The 17,625-nt window shown below is 73.6% G+C and carries 13 protein-coding genes; 8 read left to right on the top strand and 5 right to left on the bottom strand.

Features of this window, described 5'->3' with window-relative positions:
- Positions 1–41: 41 nt before the first annotated feature.
- Positions 42–2,762, bottom strand: coding sequence for an AMP-binding protein (locus ABT006_RS12960; protein ID WP_350705871.1), 2,721 nt, complete (start codon positions 2,760–2,762; stop codon positions 42–44).
- 168 nt (positions 2,763–2,930) lie between these two features.
- On the opposite strand from ABT006_RS12960, the gene ABT006_RS12955 reads away from it, so the two are divergent.
- The 3 genes from ABT006_RS12955 to ABT006_RS12945 all read left to right on the top strand — a co-directional run bounded on the left by ABT006_RS12955 (position 2,931) and on the right by ABT006_RS12945 (position 6,597).
- On the top strand, positions 2,931–3,953 hold the full coding sequence (locus tag ABT006_RS12955; RefSeq protein ID WP_350705869.1) for an iron ABC transporter substrate-binding protein: 1,023 nt from the start codon (positions 2,931–2,933) through the stop codon (positions 3,951–3,953).
- Between the two features lie 86 nt (positions 3,954–4,039).
- Positions 4,040–5,563 carry an ABC transporter permease gene (locus ABT006_RS12950; RefSeq protein WP_350706179.1) on the top strand — a complete coding sequence of 508 codons (1,524 nt, stop codon included), beginning with the start codon at positions 4,040–4,042 and terminating at the stop codon, positions 5,561–5,563.
- On the top strand, positions 5,560–6,597 hold the full coding sequence (locus ABT006_RS12945; RefSeq protein ID WP_350705867.1) for an ABC transporter ATP-binding protein: 1,038 nt from the start codon (positions 5,560–5,562) through the stop codon (positions 6,595–6,597). Before ABT006_RS12950 ends, ABT006_RS12945 begins: the two co-directional genes overlap by 4 nt.
- Positions 6,598–6,703: 106 nt before the next feature.
- Here the strand turns inward: ABT006_RS12945 and ABT006_RS12940 are convergent, their stop codons facing one another.
- Positions 6,704–7,210 carry a MarR family winged helix-turn-helix transcriptional regulator gene (locus ABT006_RS12940; protein WP_350705865.1) on the bottom strand — a complete coding sequence of 169 codons (507 nt, stop codon included), beginning with the start codon at positions 7,208–7,210 and terminating at the stop codon, positions 6,704–6,706.
- Between the two features lie 94 nt (positions 7,211–7,304).
- On the opposite strand from ABT006_RS12940, the gene ABT006_RS12935 reads away from it, so the two are divergent.
- From ABT006_RS12935 to ABT006_RS12915, 5 genes are all read left to right on the top strand, one after another.
- Positions 7,305–7,943, top strand: coding sequence for an NADPH-dependent F420 reductase (locus tag ABT006_RS12935; protein ID WP_502890929.1), 639 nt, complete (start codon positions 7,305–7,307; stop codon positions 7,941–7,943).
- A complete protein-coding gene (locus ABT006_RS12930; protein ID WP_350705861.1) occupies positions 7,940–8,083 on the top strand; it encodes a hypothetical protein in 144 nt (47 codons plus the stop codon). Before ABT006_RS12935 ends, ABT006_RS12930 begins: the two co-directional genes overlap by 4 nt.
- The gene (locus ABT006_RS12925) at positions 8,083–8,814 is read left to right on the top strand and encodes an alpha/beta hydrolase (RefSeq protein ID WP_350705859.1); all 732 of its coding nucleotides are present in this window, start codon (positions 8,083–8,085) and stop codon (positions 8,812–8,814) included. The genes ABT006_RS12930 and ABT006_RS12925 overlap by 1 nt, the downstream gene beginning before the upstream one ends.
- A 348-nt stretch (positions 8,815–9,162) precedes the next feature.
- A complete protein-coding gene (locus ABT006_RS12920) occupies positions 9,163–9,720 on the top strand; it encodes a TetR/AcrR family transcriptional regulator (RefSeq protein ID WP_350705857.1) in 558 nt (185 codons plus the stop codon).
- Positions 9,721–9,741: 21 nt separating this feature from the next.
- Positions 9,742–10,389, top strand: a complete 648-nt coding sequence (locus tag ABT006_RS12915) for a hypothetical protein (RefSeq protein WP_350705855.1) — start codon at positions 9,742–9,744, stop codon at positions 10,387–10,389.
- A gap of 255 nt (positions 10,390–10,644) precedes the next feature.
- Here the strand turns inward: ABT006_RS12915 and ABT006_RS12910 are convergent, their stop codons facing one another.
- From ABT006_RS12910 to ABT006_RS12900, 3 genes are read right to left on the bottom strand one after another with little or no spacing between them, the layout of a single operon-like run.
- Positions 10,645–12,582 carry a hypothetical protein gene (locus ABT006_RS12910; protein WP_350705853.1) on the bottom strand — a complete coding sequence of 646 codons (1,938 nt, stop codon included), beginning with the start codon at positions 12,580–12,582 and terminating at the stop codon, positions 10,645–10,647.
- Positions 12,579–16,331: a vWA domain-containing protein gene (locus ABT006_RS12905; protein WP_350705852.1), complete on the bottom strand. Its 3,753-nt coding sequence runs from the start codon at positions 16,329–16,331 to the stop codon at positions 12,579–12,581. The genes ABT006_RS12910 and ABT006_RS12905 overlap by 4 nt, the downstream gene beginning before the upstream one ends.
- Positions 16,328–17,518, bottom strand: a complete 1,191-nt coding sequence (locus tag ABT006_RS12900; RefSeq protein ID WP_350705850.1) for an ATP-binding protein — start codon at positions 17,516–17,518, stop codon at positions 16,328–16,330. Before ABT006_RS12900 ends, ABT006_RS12905 begins: the two co-directional genes overlap by 4 nt.
- Positions 17,519–17,625: the final 107 nt, after the last annotated feature.

Genomic DNA, 17,625 nt, shown 5'->3' with positions numbered 1-17,625 from the left:
GACTGACGATTCTGAGGACCCGCCACGTCGCCGTCGCCTGATTATCCTCGCCGCACCGGATGAGAGGGTCGCGTTGCCACCCTCGCACCACCCGCCGAGCGAGCGCCTTTCCAGTCGGTTCTCGTCGCCGCCCGAGGTGATCGACGTGCCCATGAGCCCGGTGGCGACGATCGGCGCTGCGATACGCGGTGAGCAGCTCGGGTGCACCACCGCACCGCCACGGTCCCCGCCTTGCCGGCCAGGCGTGGGACGAGCATGGCGTACGCGATGCCGAACGCCAGGCTGGCCAGCAGCGCCAGGGGCAGTGAGATGTCATCGACGGGCCGGAAGATCTGCCAGTGGGTGAGGTAGATGTAGATCGAACTCGCGGCCAGGGCCGCGGCGGCCCGGTTGAGCAGGGGCACGCTGGGCAGGTCGGCCACCCAGATCATGAGGAGCAGGCCGCCGATGATGACGGCCTCGCGTCCGGGGTCCCCGAAGAACGTCGGCACGGTCGCGACGATCGCGAGCGTCACGCACAGTTTCTGGGCGACGTTGGTGGCCTTGGCCGCCGCCCAGCCGAGGGCGAACAGCCAGAACACGACGACCGGGGTGGGCAGGTGCACGTCGGGCACGAGTTGGTAGCGCGAGACGAGCCCGAGAGCGGCCAGCGTCAGCGGCAGAGCGAACGGGCGGCGGCGTTCCAGCCGGTCGACGAACGGCAGACTGAGCGCGGCGAGAAGGATGAGCAGGTAGTAGACCAGCGCCTCGATGAACCAGAAGTGCCACCAGTAGTTCGTGCCGTCCGCGGGGGCGGTGAGATAGCCGGCGAGGAAGACGCTGCCGAGGGTGTAGTCGTCGGTGAGCAGGTACATCGCGCCGATCCACGTCGTGGCGGCCAGCACGATGCGGGAGGTGCTGCGGGCGAGGGTGGCGATGCGCTGGCGTCGGGGTGCCGGGGTGAGCTGGAATCGGGCGAAGTTGTAGCCGGCCACCCCGAGGAGGAGGTGCGCGCCGCCGGGTAGGTCGTACACCTGGATGTGGCTGCCGACGATGAGGACGATGGCGATGGCGCGCAGTGCCACGGTGGTGTCGACGCGACTGCGCCAACCGCGCCGGCGATCAGGCACGGTCGGACTCGGCCCGTCCTTCTGAGCTGGCGTCGGCGGAGGGGTGGGCGCGGGCCGCAGGTCGCGGATCGGTGTGGTGTGCCAGTTCGGCGGCAGGTGGCCGAGGGCCTGCTCGAGGCGGATCGACATCTCGACGTACGACAGGGAGTCGCCGCCCAGGTCCACGAAGCTGTGTCCGGCGGTGACCTCCTTCTGGCCGAGGACCTCCGCGAACAGCGCGGTCAGGTCCGGAGCAGCGGCTGCCGGAGTGGGCTGCGGCGGGGTCGCGGCGAGAGCCCGGATGGCCGGGTAGTCGGGTTTGCCCGATGCGAGCCGTGGCAGGCGGCCGAACAGGTGGACGTCCACGACGTGGCGCGGCAGCCCGTAGTGGCGGCTGACGAGCGCGTGCAGGTGGTCGCGGTCGGCGTCGCCCTCGACGGCGATCAGCAGCCGTTCGTCGTCGCCGGTGACGAAGGCGGCGTACCCGTTCGTCCGCAGCATGCTTTCGATCTGCCGTAGGTCGAGCCGGAGGCCGAAGATCTTGAGGAAGTCCGTGCGGCGGCCGACGATCTCGTAGAGGCCTTCGGGTGTGCGGCGAGCGATGTCGCCGGTGCGCAGCTCGGTGACGGTGCGGCCACGGCCGAGGTCGGCGGGGTGCTCGGCGTAGCCGAGCATGACGTTGCGGCCGCGGTACACCAGTTCCCCGGTGTCCGGGGCACCCTCGTCGTCGGGCAGGGGATGCAGGTGGAGGCTTCCACCGGGCACGGCGACACCGATGGTGTGCGGGTGACGCTCCGCCAGGTCCGGGGGCAGGTAGGCGATGCGGGCAGTGGCCTCGGTCTGGCCGTACATGACGACCAGGTCGAAGCCCTTGCTGCGGCCGAGTTCGGCATAGCGGCGTATGCGCTCGGGCGCGAGCCGTCCGCCGGCCTGGGTCACGTAGCGCAGCGTGGGCAGGGTCATGTCGGCGAAGCCGACCCGGTCGAGCAGGTCGAAGGTGTACGGGACGCCGGCGAAGCTGGTGGCACCCGTGTCGCGCACCCGCTGCCAGAAGGCGGCATCGGCCACCGACAGGTCGTTGAGGATCATGCAGGCACCGCGCAGCAGGTGACTGTTGATCACGGAGAGCCCGTAGCAGTAGTGCATCGGCAGGGTCGTGACCGGCCGATCCGCCGACGTGATCCCCAGGTAGTCCGCGATCGACTCCGCGTTCGCCTGCAGGTTGTCGTGGGACAGGCGGACCAGGCGCGGCGACCCGGTCGAGCCGGAGGTACTGAGCAGCAGCGCCAGGTCGGGGTGCAGGTCGTGGGCGCTGCGCCGGCGGTGCCGGCTCGGGTGCGCGTGGTCGTCCGTGAACGTGACGTCGGGGTCGTAGGTCGCCGTCAGCCGTGCGAGCGCGGCGGGATTGTCCGCCGGCGCCAACAGCAGCGGGTGACCGGCGGCGAGCGCGGCGAGGTAGGTGACGATCGTGTCGACCCGGTTGGCTCCGGTCAGCAGGACGAGACGACGTCCGGGGCCCAGGATCGCGACCCGTTCACGGACCCGGTCGGCGAGGTCACGGTACGACACGGCTCCCGCGGGCGTGAGCAGGGCAGGTCGGTCACCGTGCCGCGCCAGGCCGCATGCGAAGGGCACGCCCGGGGCGGTGAGTGCATGGTCGACGAGGAGGGACACGGCGCACCTTAGGATGGACTAAGTTAGGGTGGCCTACCCTAACCTATCCGCAGATCGCCCCACCCCCACCCTCGGCGTCGATCCCGCAGGGAGTCGGGGTGCCGCCCGGACGAAATCAGGGTGCCCTAAATTAGGGTAGGCACACCTGCCCTACTGCTAGGAGCCTTCATGCTCAGCCTGCGCGCCGCAGCAGCACTCGTCGCCGCGGCCACCCTCGCCACCGGGCTCACCGCGTGCAGCGGCGAGCCGGACAAGGACATCACGGTCTACAGCGGCCGCACCCAGTCGCTGGTGCAGCCGCTGATCGACGAGTTCACCAAGAAGACGGGCATCACCGTCGATGTGCGCTACGGCACGACCGCGCAGATGGCCGCGCAGTTGCAGGAGGAGGGTGCCAAATCCCCGGCAGACGTGTTCCTCTCGCAGGACGCCGGGGCCCTCGGGGCCGTGAGCAAGGCGGGACTGCTGACCGCGCTGCCCGACGAGGTGTTGCAGAAGGTTCCCGCGGCGTACCGGTCGCGCAGCGGGCACTGGGTGGGGGTCACCGGCCGGTTGCGGGTCCTGGCGTACAACGCCGACCAGGTCAAGCCGGCCGACCTGCCGGCCACCGTACTGGAGATGACCGACCCGAAGTGGAAGGGCAAGCTCGGCGTCGCCCCGACCAACGCGTCGTTCCAGTCGTTCGTCACCGCGCTACGGGTGCAGCACGGCGACGACAAGGCCCGCGAGTTCCTGGCCGGCGTCGCTGCCAACTCCCCCCAGATCCGCGACAACAACATCGTGATCGTCGGCGAGATTCAGGACGGCAAGCTCGCCGCGGGCATGGTCAACCACTACTACCTCTTCGAGAAGGCCAAGGAGCTCGGGGTCAGCCCGGAGCAGCTCAAGGTGAAGCTGCACTACTTCGGTGACGGCGACACCGGGGGCCTGCTCAACGTCTCCGGCGTCGGCGTGCTTTCCGGCTCCGCCGGAAACAGCAAGGTCCGCTCGTTCGTCGACCACCTGCTCGGCACCGAGGGCCAGACCTACTTCGCGGAGAAGACGTTCGAGTACCCGCTGGTCGCCGGTGTGCCGACCGCTCCGGGCCTGCCCGCGCTGGCCGACCTGCACGCCCCGAAGATCGACCTGAACGATCTGGACACCCTGACCGCGTCGGTCGAGATGATTCAGGCCTCGGGGCTGACGTCCTGACCACCACCGCTCCGGCCGGGCGGGCGCAGCCGGTAGCGCCCGCCCAGCCGTCCCCTCGCAACCGGTGGCGCCGCCGCTGGCATCGACTGGCGCCCCGCCCGGCACTGCTCGCGACCGCAACAGCCGCCGTCGCGGTCGCACTCATCCCGCTGGTCTACCTCGGCGTACGCACCGCCGAGGCGGGCTGGGACCGGGTACGCGCCGAACTGCTCACCACCGAGATGCTGCGCCTGGCCGCGACCAGCCTGGCCCTGACCGCCGTCACCACCGGCGCCTGCCTGATCCTCGGCGCCGGCGCCGCGCTGCTGGTCACCCGCACGAACCTTCCTGCCCGACGGTTCTTCGGAGTGCTCGCAGCCCTACCGCTGGCGATCCCCACCTACGTCGGCAGCTACGGCTGGATCTCGATGCTGGACGGCTTCTACGGTTTCTGGCCGGCCGTCGTCGTGCTCACGTCCTGCTGCTACCCGTACGTCTACCTGCCGACCGCCGCCGCCCTGATCGGCACCGATCCCGCTGTCGAGGAGGCTTCGCAGGCACTGGGCCGCAACCAGTGGCAGACCTTCACCGGGGTCACGCTGCGCCAGATCCGCCCCGCGCTCGTCGCCGGTGGCCTCCTGGTCGCGCTGTACGTACTGTCGGACTTCGGCGCGGTCGCGATGCTCCGCGTCACGACCTTCACCAGCGCCGTCTTCACCTCGTTCAACCTCGGCTTCGACCGCACGGGCGCGCTCGTGCTCTCGACCGCCCTGGTAGCCGTCACGCTGCTCATCCTCGGCGCCGAACTCGCGACCCGGCGGCACGACGCACGCTACGCCAAGATCGGCAGCGGGGTACGCCGCCCGGCCGCCGTGCTGCCACTCGGCGCGTGGCGGATCCCGGCCGTCCTCGCGCTGCTCGCCGTCGCCGCCGGGAGCTTCGCGGTGCCCACCGCAGCGCTGCTGCACTGGGTGGGCGAGGGCGTCTCCCGGCCCGGGTCGCTGACGGACATCGCCACGGCTGCCGGCAACTCCCTCACCGTGTCCGCGCTCGGCACCGCCCTGACGATGTTCCTCGCCCTGCCGATCGGCCTGCTGTCGGCCCGCGCTCCCGGACCGCTGGCCATCCTCATCGACCGGCTCACCTACCTCACGCACGCGCTACCCGGGCTGGTGATCGGCCTGTCCCTGGTGTTCTTCGGCATCCAGGTGGCGTACCCGCTCTACCAGACCACCTGGCTGCTGGCGCTGGCCTACGCCGCCCTCTTCCTCCCCCTCGCCGTCGGTGCCGTCGCGACAGCCGCCGCCCAAGCCCCGCCAAGCCTGGAGGAGGCCGCACGGTCACTGGGACGCGGGCCGCTGACAGTGCTGCGGACCGTCACGGTGCCACTCACCCTGCCCGGCATCGGCGCCGGCGCGGCACTGGTGTTCCTGACCTGCATGAAGGAACTACCGGCGACGCTGCTGCTACGCCCCACCGACACCGACACCCTGGCCACCGAACTGTGGACGCACACCTCCGTGGCCGCCTACGCCGGCGGGGCACCGTACGCGGCGCTGCTGGTGCTGTTGTCCACCGGCCCCGCCCTGATCCTGGCCCGGCGCACCCTCAACCCGAAAGACCGACCATGACCACACTCACCGTCCGAGGCGCCAGCAAGAGCTACGGGCCGGTCCACGCACTCCGCGCCGCCGACCTGACCGTGGCGGCCGGCACCCTGACCGCGGTACTCGGCCCGTCCGGCTGCGGCAAGACCACGCTGCTGCGCTGCATCGCCGGGTTCGAGCGCCTCGACGGCGGGGAGGTCCGTGTCGGTGACACGCCGGTGGCCGGGCCAGGCCTGCACGTCGCCCCACACCGGCGACGGGTCGCTGTGGTCGCCCAGGACGGCGCGCTCTTCCCGCACATGGACGTGGCCGGCAACGTCGGCTACGGCCTCGACCGCGCCGCCCGGCGCAGCGGCCGCGTCGAGGAGGTGCTCGGCCTCGTCGGTCTCGCCGGGTACGGCAGGCGGATGCCCCACCAACTCTCCGGCGGGCAACAGCAGCGGGTGGCCGTTGCCCGAGCCCTGGCACCACGTCCGCCGCTGATCCTGCTCGACGAACCGTTCACCGCGCTCGACGCCAGCCTCCGTACGGAAATACGCGCCGACCTGCGCGCCGCGCTCCACGCCGCCGACGCCACCGCCGTCCTCGTCACGCACGACCAGGCCGAAGCCCTTTCCATCGCCGACCAGGTCGTCGTCATGCACGACGGCAGGGTGCGGCAGGAGGCCAGCCCGTCCGACCTCTACCGCAGTCCGGCGGACCCGTGGGTGGCAACGTTCATCGGCGATGCCAACCTCCTCAGGGCCACCGCCAGCGGCGGGGCTGCGGAAACCGAACTCGGCACCCTCCCGCTCTCCAGCCCACACCGCGGGGACGTCACGGTCCTGATCCGGCCAGAGCAGCTGCGGCTGAACGACGCCGACGCACCGGGGGTACCCGCGACCGTCCGCCATCATCTGTTCCAGGGCCACGACGCCCTCATCGACGTCCAACTGGACAACGGCACCCGGATCACCGCACGGATCCTCGGCCAGCCAACCCACTACTCCTCGGGCACCAGCGTCCGCCTCACCGTCCAGGGAAGCGTCTACGTGCTGCCGGAGCCCGCCACGTCCTGATCGCCCGCAGGACTGCGCTCGGCCGGTCGAGCAGGACGGAGGCCGGACCACGTCGGTCTCCCCGAGGTGATCCGTACACCGAAGGGCCCGGTCAGGGCATTGTCGGTCAGCCGGCCGGGGCTGCGGCGTCGCCGGGCGTGGGACACGGTGCGGCCTCGTGGGCCGGCCGCTCGCGGTCGCGCCGCAGGAGCCGGTCGAGCAGGTCGTCCAAGGTCTTGATCTCGTCGCTGGTGTGGTCGGCGAAGACGCGCTCGAGGTTGCGCACGTGAATCCTGGCCGCCTCCTCGAGCTTCTGCCGCCCGGCCGGGGTGAGGGCGGCGAAGCTGACCCGCCGATCGGTAGGGCAGGGAACGCGTTCCACGAGACCGGCAGTGACCATCCGGTCCAGGAGCCGGGTCATCCCTCCCGTGGTGAGCGCGATCTGGCCCGCCAGGGCGCTCATCGTCAGTTTGTCGGGCGAGCGGGCGATGCGCAGCATAGCCTCGAACCAGGTATGCGGGATGCCGCACTCGCGCTCCAGCGCCTCGCCGAGCTGCCGCTCGAGCGCGCTGTATGCCTCCACGAGCCGCCCGAACGTCGTCACCAGCGCGTGGTCGACCGCGCTCTCCACCATGCCTGAACCTCACACACAGATGTTGACGGATCAAATATTCCACCATAAAGTCGTTGAATGCGCAAAATCTGAGCAATCAGAGAAGGAGTGGGACATGCGTATCGCGATCCTGGGCGCCGGCAATGTCGGCGGGGCCGTGGCGACCGCCGCCGTGCGCGCCGGCCACGACGTCGTCGTCGCGGCGACCAGCGCCGAGCACGCCCAGAAGGCGGCCGGCAGCGCCGGGGCGAGCGCCGCTGCGTCGAACGCCGAGGCGGTGCAGGGAGCAGACCTCGTGCTGCTCGCCGTTCCGCACGCCGCCGTCGCCGGCATCGCCACCGAGCTGGGCGAGGCACTGACCGGCAAGGTCCTCGTCGACGTGACGAACCCGATCAACGACACCTACAGCGACCTGGTCACCGGCGGCGTCTCGGCTGCGGAGCAGCTTCAGGCCCAGGTGACCGGGGCATCCGTGGTCAAGGCCTTCAACACCATCCTCGCGAGCCGCCACGCCAACCCGGTGGAGAGCGGCGCGCCCCTGGACGCCTTCATCGCCGGCGACGACGGTGCCGCCAAGGACAAGGTCGCCGAGCTGGCCTCCTCCCTGGGCTACCGGGTGATCGACGCGGGCGGGCTGCGGATGGCCCGGTCGCTGGAGGAGATGGCACTGCTGAACATCATGCTCAACGCCCGTAACGGGTGGAGCTGGCAGAGCGGCTGGAAGCTGGTCGGGCCGGTGGGCGGCGCAGCATGAGCGTCAGCCCCAACGCGGCGCCCGTCCAGCACCTCGACCTGTCGGCGGAGGTGCGTCGCTGGAGCGACGTCGGCACGGCGGGCCGGCTGCTGCCGGGCCCGGTGGACGCCACGGCGCCCGCTCGGATGTCGGTGCGGTGATGAGCGCGATGCAGACTTTCGCGCCGCCGGTCGTGGCCACCGCGGGCAGCACCGATGCGGATGCCCCGCTGGTGGTGCTGCTGCACGGCCGCGGCTCGCACGAGCGGGAGATCCTTCGCCTGGCCGACCACCTGCCCGTGGGCCCCACGTACGCGGCGGTGCGGGCGCCGATCGCCGAGGGCGGCGGGTACGCGTGGTTCGCCAACCGCGGCATCGGCCGGCCGGTCGCCGAGTCGTTGCGCGCGACGATGGACTGGTTCCGCGACTGGCTCGACGGTGTCGCTCCCGCAGGCCGGCCGGTGGTGCTGATCGGGTTCAGCGGCGGGGCCGCGTTCGCCGGTGGGCTGCTGCTCGACGATCCGGGCCGCTACGCCGGCGCCGCGATCCTGTACGGGACGCTGCCGTTCGACGCCGGCGTCCCGACCACGCCCGGCCGGCTGGCCGGCGTGCCCGTCGTCGTGGCCCAGGGCGAACACGACAGCGTCATCCCACGGGAACTGCTCGACCGCACCTGGAACTACCTGCTCGCCGATGCCGGCGCCGCGACCCTCGCCCGCCGCGACCCGGTCGGACACGGCATCGCCGCGCCGGCGCTGGCGACCGTAGCCGGCTGGCTGCGGGAACGCCTGGCACTCGTCGCCGACCGGGTCCGCCCGACGCCGTCTCCGAGGACGTGGACAAGGCCGCCCGGCGGCCAGCTCCCGCCGCCCGTTGGGCCCGCCCGACGGTGAGCAGTCAGGTTCGGCGGCAGCAGCGCAGCGACAAGCGCCGGTCGAGCTGCGGGAACAGCTGTTCGTGCGCATCGCCGCGCTGCCGAGGGTGACGACCCGCCAGTCGGCGATCTGCGCCCGGGGCGCGCGACTTCGTGCTCACCCCGCCGCGACTGGGCCCGGACGACGCGTTCCTCGTGCCCGCCGTCGGCGAGTTCGCCCACCTCCACCGAGTCGCCGGGGTCCTTCGGCGCGACGGGCCGGCCACGACCGGCGCGTTGACGGCCCCGGCTAACTGTCGTAGCCTTTTGGCTATGAGCATTAGCCTAGCCCCCGTTCAGACCCGCTCCGGCGGCCCCGAGCGCGACCATGCCTAGGGCCGGGCTGTCCACCTCGGCCGTCGTCGACGCGGCTCTCGACCTCATCGATGATCGAGGCCTGGATGCCCTGACCTTGGCCGCGGTCGCCGAACGCACCGGAGTCGCCGCACCCTCGCTGTACAAGCACGTCGGCAGCCTCGCTCAACTGCGGACACTGATGGCCGTACGGATCATGGACGAGCTGACCGAACGCTTCACCGCCGCGTTGGTCGGCCGCAGCGGCGACGACGCCGTCGCCACCCTGATGCGCGCCTACCGTCGCCATGCGGTCGAACATCCGGCCCGCCACGCCGCGATGCCACCGGATCCCCTGCACGACCCGGCCCTGGCGAGGGCCGGTGCACGGCTGCTCGAGGTCTTCCTCGCGGTGCTGCGTGGCTACGGGCTCGAAGGCGAGGCCGCCATTCACGCCACCCGCTGCCTGCGGGCGATCGTGCACGGCTTCGCCTCGATCGAGGCGGCCGGCGGCTTCGGCCTGCCCGAGGACCTGGACACCACCCACGAACAACTGATCCACATGTTCGTCGCGAGCCTGCCCCGCACCTGATCTCGACGCCGGAGAAACATGATGCCCATCTCCCCCGCCCGCACCCGGCTCGGCGCCCTTGCCCTCGCTGTCGCCGGCATCCTCTTCGTCCTCTACCCGGCGACCCGGCCGTGGCACGACGAATCCACAGTCGACGGCGCGACCCGGGCGATGAGTTCCGACTGGTGGGTCGCCTCGCACCTGTTCGCCATGATCGGCTTCATCCTGGTGACGCTGGGCCTGCTCGCCGTACGCGACGCGGTCAGGCACACCCGAGCCGAGCGGCTCGCCTTCGCCGCCGTCGTGACCGGTTGGCTCGGCGTGGGGCTCGTCCTGCCCTACTACGGCGCCGAGGACTTCGGCCTGCACGCCATCGCCAGCACGTACGCCGCGGGCCAGCCGCTCGACCTGCTCGCCCTCGTCGACACGGTCCGATACAACCCGGTCGCGATCACGACGTTCGGGCTCGGCCTGATCACGCTCGGGGTGTCGGCCGTCCTGACCGCCGTCGCGATCTGGCGCTCGGGGGTACTGCCGCGCCCCAGCGGAATCATCTTCGCACTCGGCTTCGCACTCTTCCTGCCGCAGTTCTACACGCCCGCGGCCGTCCGGGTCGCACACGGCCTGCTCGTCGCGGTCGGCTCGGCCTGGCTGGCGCTGGCACTCTGGCGGGCGAGGGCTGATTCCTGACGTGCCGTCGCCTCGTCGGCGAGGACACGAAGCAGGGACGGCACCGACGTCGCGCCGCAGGATGGCCACCGTCCGGCGGGTAACGGCCGTTGCCCGCGGCGACCAGGGCCTGGACCTGCTGCCTCTCGCCCGAGCGTCGGCGCCCGCCCGGGTTCGGGCGGGCGCCGGGGCGCAGGTGGTCCGGGTCAGGTTTCGCGATCACCTGGCCTGCCACCCACCGGCCCGGGAGCTCGATCGCCCCCGGATTCCGGCAGGTCAGCCAACCGGTGGGCCCATCCAGGAAGACCGGATCAGCTCCCGCTCGGTGGCGGCGAGGTGGGCGGTCGCGGCGAGCCAGGCCCAGGCGTACCGGTCCGGGTCGGGATCGGTGAGCCGGCCGAACGCGTCCCGGCCGCGCCGGTCGGACTCGTCGGCGAGCGCGACGGCCACCGCGGCGGCGGTGGTGAAGCCGGCGCGGCGCAGCGGACCGGCCAGCCCGGCGCCCTCGCCGCGGGCCGCCTCGCCGACGGCGCGGCGACCGCCGGAGACGGCCAGCTCCACCAGCCGGCGGACCCGCCACAGCGGGGACTCCGCAACCGCGTCGGCGCCGACGGCGAGAACCGGTTCGGTCATCGCGGCCGGGTCGCGCGGCGGCAGGTGGCCGCCCTGGATCTGGTCGTAGCCCAGGTCCGCCCGGCCGTGCCAGTCCGCCGGCAGCCGCAGCGTCGTGGCGGCACCGGGCACCGGGCCGACCGCGAGCGGGTGCAGCGTGCTGGCCCGATCCGGGTCCAGCCGGCCGACCACCCGGATCCGCAGGCCCGGCCAGGAGGCGAGCCGCCGCAGGTTGGCCACGTGGGCCAGCACCGGGTGGGAGTTGACCGGCACCAGCCGGATCAACGGACCGTCCGGCACCGGCGCGCGGTCCGGTCCGGCGTCGGTGCCGGGGGCCAGTTCCCGGGCCAGCACCTGGTCACCGGCGGCACCGACCACCATCAGGTCACAGCCGACCAGCGCGACCCCGGCCCGAGCCGGATCCTCCGGATCGTCGGCGGCGAGTTGAGCGGTCACCACCTCGGCGAGCGGGCGGGCGAACAGTTCCGCCAGGGGCCCGGTGGACCAGTCGGTCCCGGTGATCGGGGTGGCTCGCACTCCCTTGCCGGCACCGAGCCGGCCGTCCGGGGAGACGGTGGTGCCGGTGATCCGCAGGCCGCCGCGGGCCAGCACCGCGTGGTTGACCGCGACCGCGCCCATCTCGGTGACTGCCCGGGCGCAGTCCTGTGCCCGGTCCGGGCCGCCCGGCTTCACGTCGCCGAAGGAGAGCTGGCGCCCGTCGGCGGCGACCAGGTGGGTGACCACCCCGGCGTACCCGGTCGCGCTGATCACCGGTTCCCGGCAGACGCCGTACACCTCCAGCGTGCCGTCCGGCTGGTAGGCCCGCCGGAGGATGCCGACCAGCGCCGGGTCGGGATCGCCGGCGACCAGCCGGCCGGCCACGTACAGCAGGTCGTGCAGCACCTCGACCAACTCCGCCAGCCGGTGGCCGGTCTGTCGACCCCGGTGGGCGCGCAGGCCACGTACCACGCGCAGCGCGGCGCTCTCGGCCCGCGGCAGGCCGGCCAGCCGGGCGCTGTGCGCGGCCCGCAGCAGTTCGGCCTGCGGAACCGCGCCGGCGGCCGGAACGCCGGCCGCGAGCACCGCGGCGGCTGCCCGCCACAGCGCGCCGGCGGCGGCCCGTTGCGCCTTCGTCGGTGCCGCGTTCCGTCCGGCACGACCGGCGGCCGTGCCATCCGTCTTTCCGGTGCGCCCGGCCTTCCCGGTACGCCCGGTGTCCGCGCCGACGTCGTCCGACGTGGACGACGCGGCGGTGGTGGACACCGGTTCGGGGTGGGTGGCCGGGTCGGCGACCGGGCAGGCGACCAGGACCGCGGTCCGGTGCAGGCAGCGGGGCGACAGCAGGCAGCTGCACCTTGCCTGGTGCGGGTCGGTGACCGCGCCGGTCGGTCCGGGCGTCAGGGTGACCAGGGCCTCGGCGCCGCAGTCGACCGACACGCCGCCGTCGACCCGGCCGACCGGTACACCGGCCAGCCGTTCGACAGTGGCGTCCAGCCGCTTGTGCAGCCGGGACGGCAGGGCCGCCACCGCCGCGGCGGCGACCCCCGACAGCACCGGCGGCAACCGGTCGGTGTCCACGGCGGTGGATGTGCGGTCCGTCAACGTGATCCTCCGCGTACACGGTCGCCCACCCAGCGGGCGAGTTCGAGCGGGCTGAGAGCGGCGACCGGCATCCCCGCCGCGACGAGCTGCTCGGCGACCGGTACCGAGTAGCAGGGAACTCCCCTGTCGTTCAGCGCGGCGCAGCCGAGCAGATGCACACCGGAACTGGCCAGCGTGCGGACCTCGCCGAGCAGCCCGGCCAGCGGATAGCCCTCCTCGAAGTCGCTGACCACCGCGACGATGGTGCGGCTCGGCACGGTCACCAGCGAGCGGGCGTGGGCCAGCCCGGCGGCGATGTGCGTACCGCCGCCGACGCGCACCTCCAGCAGCAGCGACAGCGGGTCGTCGACCCGGTCGGTCAGGTCGACCACCTCGGTGGAGAAGGCGAGGAAGTGGGTGGACAGGGTGGGCACCCCGGCCAGCACGGCGGCGGTCAACGCCGACCACACCACCGACGCCTCCATCGAGCCGGACACGTCGACCACCAGCACCAGCCGCCAGTCGGCCTCCTTGCGGGTCCGGGTGTTGAAGACCGGACGTTCCGGCACCACCACCGTCCGGCCGTCGCCGAGCCGCTGGGTGTGCGCCAGGTTCGCCCGCAGCGTACGGGCGAGGTTGATCCGGCCGCCGGGACGGCGGGACGGGCGCGGGTTGGTCAGCCCGGTCAGCGCCGGACGCACCTGGGTGGCCAACTGCCTGGTCAGTTCCTCGACCAGCCGCCGCACCAGTGGCCGCAGCCTGGCCAGGTGCGCCTCGGGCAGGCCACCGGCCAGCGACAGCACCGAGGTCAGCAGCTCCATCGAGGGGCGTACCGCGGCCGGGTCGAGTTCGGCGAGCACGTCGGTACGGCCACTCTCGGCCGCCCGGGCGATGACCTCCTCGCGTACCGCGGTGCCGAACAGCGCCTCGAGTTCGTCGGCCCACTCGCGCGCGGTCGGGAAGGAGGCGTCCTGACCGCCGCCGGCCGCCTGGCCGAGGTCGGTGGCCCCCTCGCCCTGACCCGCCCCGTACAGCTCGTCGAGGGCGCGGGCGTAGCGGCGGGCGTCGGTCGGCAACCGGTCGGGTTGGCGGCCGAGCAGCAGCCGCCACCGGTCCGTGGCGGTGAGCCAGGCGACCGGCGTGCCCGCCCCGGGTTCGACGTCGGCAGCGCCGGTCGGCGTGCCCGGCCCGGGTTCGACGTCGGCGGCGCCGGTCGGCGTGCCCGGGATCGGGATGTCGCGGGCGACCAGGGCGGCCCGGCCGGCCGCGTCGGCGGCGGCCCAGCGGGCCAGCAGCTCGGGCGCGGCGGACAGGGCCAGATCGAGCCGGTCGCCCAGCCGTTCGGCGACGGTGTCCAGCAGCCGCTCCCGGGCCGCCGGGGTGAGCACGTCGAACCCGCCACGCAGTGCCGGCAGCCGGTCCAGGAACTCGGTGTCGGTGAGCCGCTCGATCCGCTCCAGCAGCGGGTCCAGCGCGGCCGGGGCGGACTGCAGCAGCGGATGCGCCGCGGTGAGCAGACCACCGAGCAGCCGGTGCAGGTGCCGACGGGTGTCCGGCCCGGTCGCCGCGTCGATCCAGCCGGCCACCCGCGTGCCCAGGGTTTCCAGGTCGGTCAGGTCGAGCAGCACCCGGGCGGCCAGGGCGGCACCCTGGATCAGCGACGAACCGGCCCGGGCCAGGTAGGCGAGGGCCTCGTCCAGGCGCAGGCCGATCCGGTCCTCGCCGGCCCGGACCGCGAGGTCCACCAGCGCGGCGGCATCGGCCGCGGCGTCGCTGCCGGCCAGGCCGGGCAGCCCGCGGACCGCCGCGTCCAGCAGCACGACGGCCAGCTCGGCCGCCCGGGCCCGACCGTCGGCGGTGGTGCCGGGCAGGTGCTCCCGGCGCAGCGCCTCCAGCAGGTCCAGTGCGGCCAGCAGCTCGGGCAGCGTGCCGGTGCCCGGCAGCACCGCGGCGGCCAGCTCGAGCCGATCGGTGACCAGTTCGGGCAGGTCGCACCGGGCGGCGTCGCGTAGCCCGGTGAGCAGCTGCGCGGCGGTGGGGCCGCCGTCGGCGGCCTCCCGGCGGAACCGCTCCCGCAGGGTGCCGGCCGCGGCCAGCGCCGCGGTCACCCCGCGTACGCCGACCAGGTCCAGCCGGGCCGCCACGGACGGCGTCCAGGCCAGTTGCCAGCGGGTGGTCAGGGCGGCGCCGTCGCCGGTGCCGGACACCGCGATCGGCTCGCCGTAGCCGACGCCGCAGACCTGGAGGCGTTGCAGCAGGATCTCCCGCCGCCCGTCCAGCTCGGTGCGCAGCGGGTCCAGCCGCACCTCGCGGGACTTCGGGCTGTCCGGGTTGGGCATCCGCAGCGCGGTGAGTTCCGCCTCGACCGCGGGGCCGAGCCCGGACCGGGGCGTACCGGGGGCGACCCGGCCGCGCTCGGCACCGACCAGCACGGTCTCCAGTGCCTTCGCCAGCGCCCGGCCGCGGCCGAGCAGTTCCCCCTGACCGAGCACGGTGGTCACCGCCTCCAGCACCTCGCCCCGGCCGGGGGCGGGCAGGTCCCGCAGTCGGGCCAGGTCGCCGGCCAGCCGTACCGTCTCGGCGGCCTCGCCGGTACCGGCGGTGTGACCGGCCGAGCGGAGTTCCCGGCACAGGTCGGTGACGGCCCGGGCGGCGGCGGCGCGGATCCGTTCCGGGTCGCCGGCAGCGGTGAAGACGGACTGCTGCCAGCGCGGGTCGCGGATTCCGGCCGGGTAGCCGGACCGGGAGTCGAGCAGGTCGAACGCGTACGGCACCAGCGAGGTGATCGCCGTGCCGCCGTTGGTGGTGGCCGACGCGGGTTGGGTCGTCACGGACCGCACCGGACCGGCCGGGGCGACGACGGGCCGGGTGGACTCGGCGGCGACACCGGCGGTCGACACCGGATCTCCGCCGACCGGGCCGGGCGCGTCGGCGTCGGTCGACGAAACGGCGAGCAGGGCCGGGGCGTGGAAGGCGCCGATGACGGCGGCGACCCGCCGGCCGGCTGCGCCGGCCTCGGCCAGCACCCGGCGCATGTGCCGCTCACGGGCCAGGTCCCGGGCCGGTACGCCGTCGCCGCTGGCGCTGTCGGTACGCATCGCCCAGCCGACGCCGAGGGCGGCCCGGCGGACCGCCTCGGGCGGGCAGCCCGGGGCACGCACCTCGACCACCCGGTCCCACAGGTCGTCGCCGTCCCGGCCGGTGCCGCTGGCGCTGAGCGCGACGGCGTAGCCGGGCCGGCGCAGGCCGGGCACCGGCTCACCGGCGTCCGGGTCGGGATCGGCGGTCGGCGCGGAACCGGCAGACGGGCCGGAGTCGGTGGCCGGGTCGGTGGTGTCGGCGGTCCAGCCGGGGTCGGTCAGCGGCAGGTCGCAGCAGACCACCTCGACGCCGCGCTGCCGGGCCCAGCGGATCGCGGCCAGTTCCGGGGAGAAGTCGGCGAACGGGTAGAAGCCCATCGGCCCGTCCGTGCCGTGACTGCCGACCAGGGCCAGCGGGGCCCGGGCGGCCGGGTCGGACAGGTACGGCAGCCAGCGCTGGAAGTCGGCCGGCAGCTCGATGCAGACCACCTCGGCGCCGGCGGCGTCCAGCAGTGCCGGGACCACCGCCGCGAGGGCCGGGCTGTGATGCCGCACCCCGATCAGGTACGGCCGGACCGAACCGGCGAGCGCGTCGACCACGGCTCGCGGGTCGGCTGTCGTCGGGTCGACCGTCGACGGGGCGGCGGTCGGCGGCGCCGCACCGGTCGACGTGCTGGAGAGGGTCGTCACCGCAGGCTCTCCCGCAGGTCCCAGAGCCGGCGCCACATCGCCGAGCCGTCCTCGGCGCGGCGGCGGACCGGGCCGTCCCAGTAGCCGAGCAGCCGGGCGTGGTCGTTCTGGTCGTCCTTGCGGACCACGCCGAGCAGGTGCCCGGGCACCAGGTCGAGCGCGTCCCCGCCGGGCAGGTACGCGGCGGCCAGGCCGAGCGACGCCGCCACCTGCACCGCCTCGGCGGTGGACATCACCGTGCCGGGCCGTTCCACGTCCCAGCCCTCGCCCGACCGGCCGGTACGCAGGTCGCGGAACACGGTGACCAGGGCGTCCAGCACCGCGTCGTCCACCGTGTACGCCGCGCCGGCACGCTGCACGGCGGCGGTGGCCTGCCGGCGGACCAGGTCGGTCTCGGTGTCCGCGTCCGAGATCGGGTGGACGGTCTCGAAGTTGAACCGGCGCTTGAGGGCCGAGGACATCTCCGACACGCCCCGGTCCCGCAGGTTGGCGGTGGCGATCACGGTGAACCCGGGCACGGCACGGATCAGGCCGTCCTCGGTGCCGGCCAGCTCCGGCACGTTCATCCGCCGGTCGGACAGGATGGACACCAGCGCGTCCTGCACCTCGGGCAGGCAGCGGGTGACCTCCTCGATCCGGACCACCCGGCCGGTGCGCATCGCGGTCAGCACCGGCGAGTCGACCAGCGCCTGCGGGGTCGGGCCCTGCGCGAGCAGCAGGGCGTAGTTCCAGCCGTACCTGAAGGCATCCTCGGTGGTGCCGGCGGTGCCCTGCACGGTCAGCGCGCTGGTGCCGCAGACCGCGGCGGCCAGCAGCTCGGACAGCATGGACTTGGCCGTACCGGGCTCGCCGACCAGCAGCAGGCCCCGCTCACCGGCCAGGGTGACCACGCACCGCTCGACCAGGCTCCGCTCACCGACGAACTTCGGCGCGATGGTCATGCTGGCCGGCAGTTCGGTGCCGCCCGGACCGGTGCGCCGGTCGGCGGGCAGCTTCAACGCCTCGCCGTCGCTGCCCCGGATGAAGGTGACCACGGCGCGCGGGGTCAGCGCCCAGCCCGGCGGCCGGGCGCCGTCGTCGTACGCGGCCAGGAAGGCCAGCTCGTCGGCGTACCGCTGTTCGGCGGAGAGGACCTGGGCTGCGGTCTCCGGCGCCGCGGTGGGGCGGACGTGTTCCGTCACGGTCACGGGTGTTCCTCGATCTCTCTGGTTCGGATGGGGTGTGCGGGACAGGGGTCGGCGGCGGGGTGGTGCCGCGACGGCCTGGTCGGTCGTCGCGGACACCACCGCCCTCC

Source organism: Micromonospora sp. NPDC002717, from assembly GCF_040295705.1.
Classification (GTDB): Bacteria; Actinomycetota; Actinomycetes; order Mycobacteriales; family Micromonosporaceae; genus Micromonospora.
Note: the sequence above shows the minus strand (reverse complement) of the source record. Positions and strands in the feature narration are given on the sequence as shown.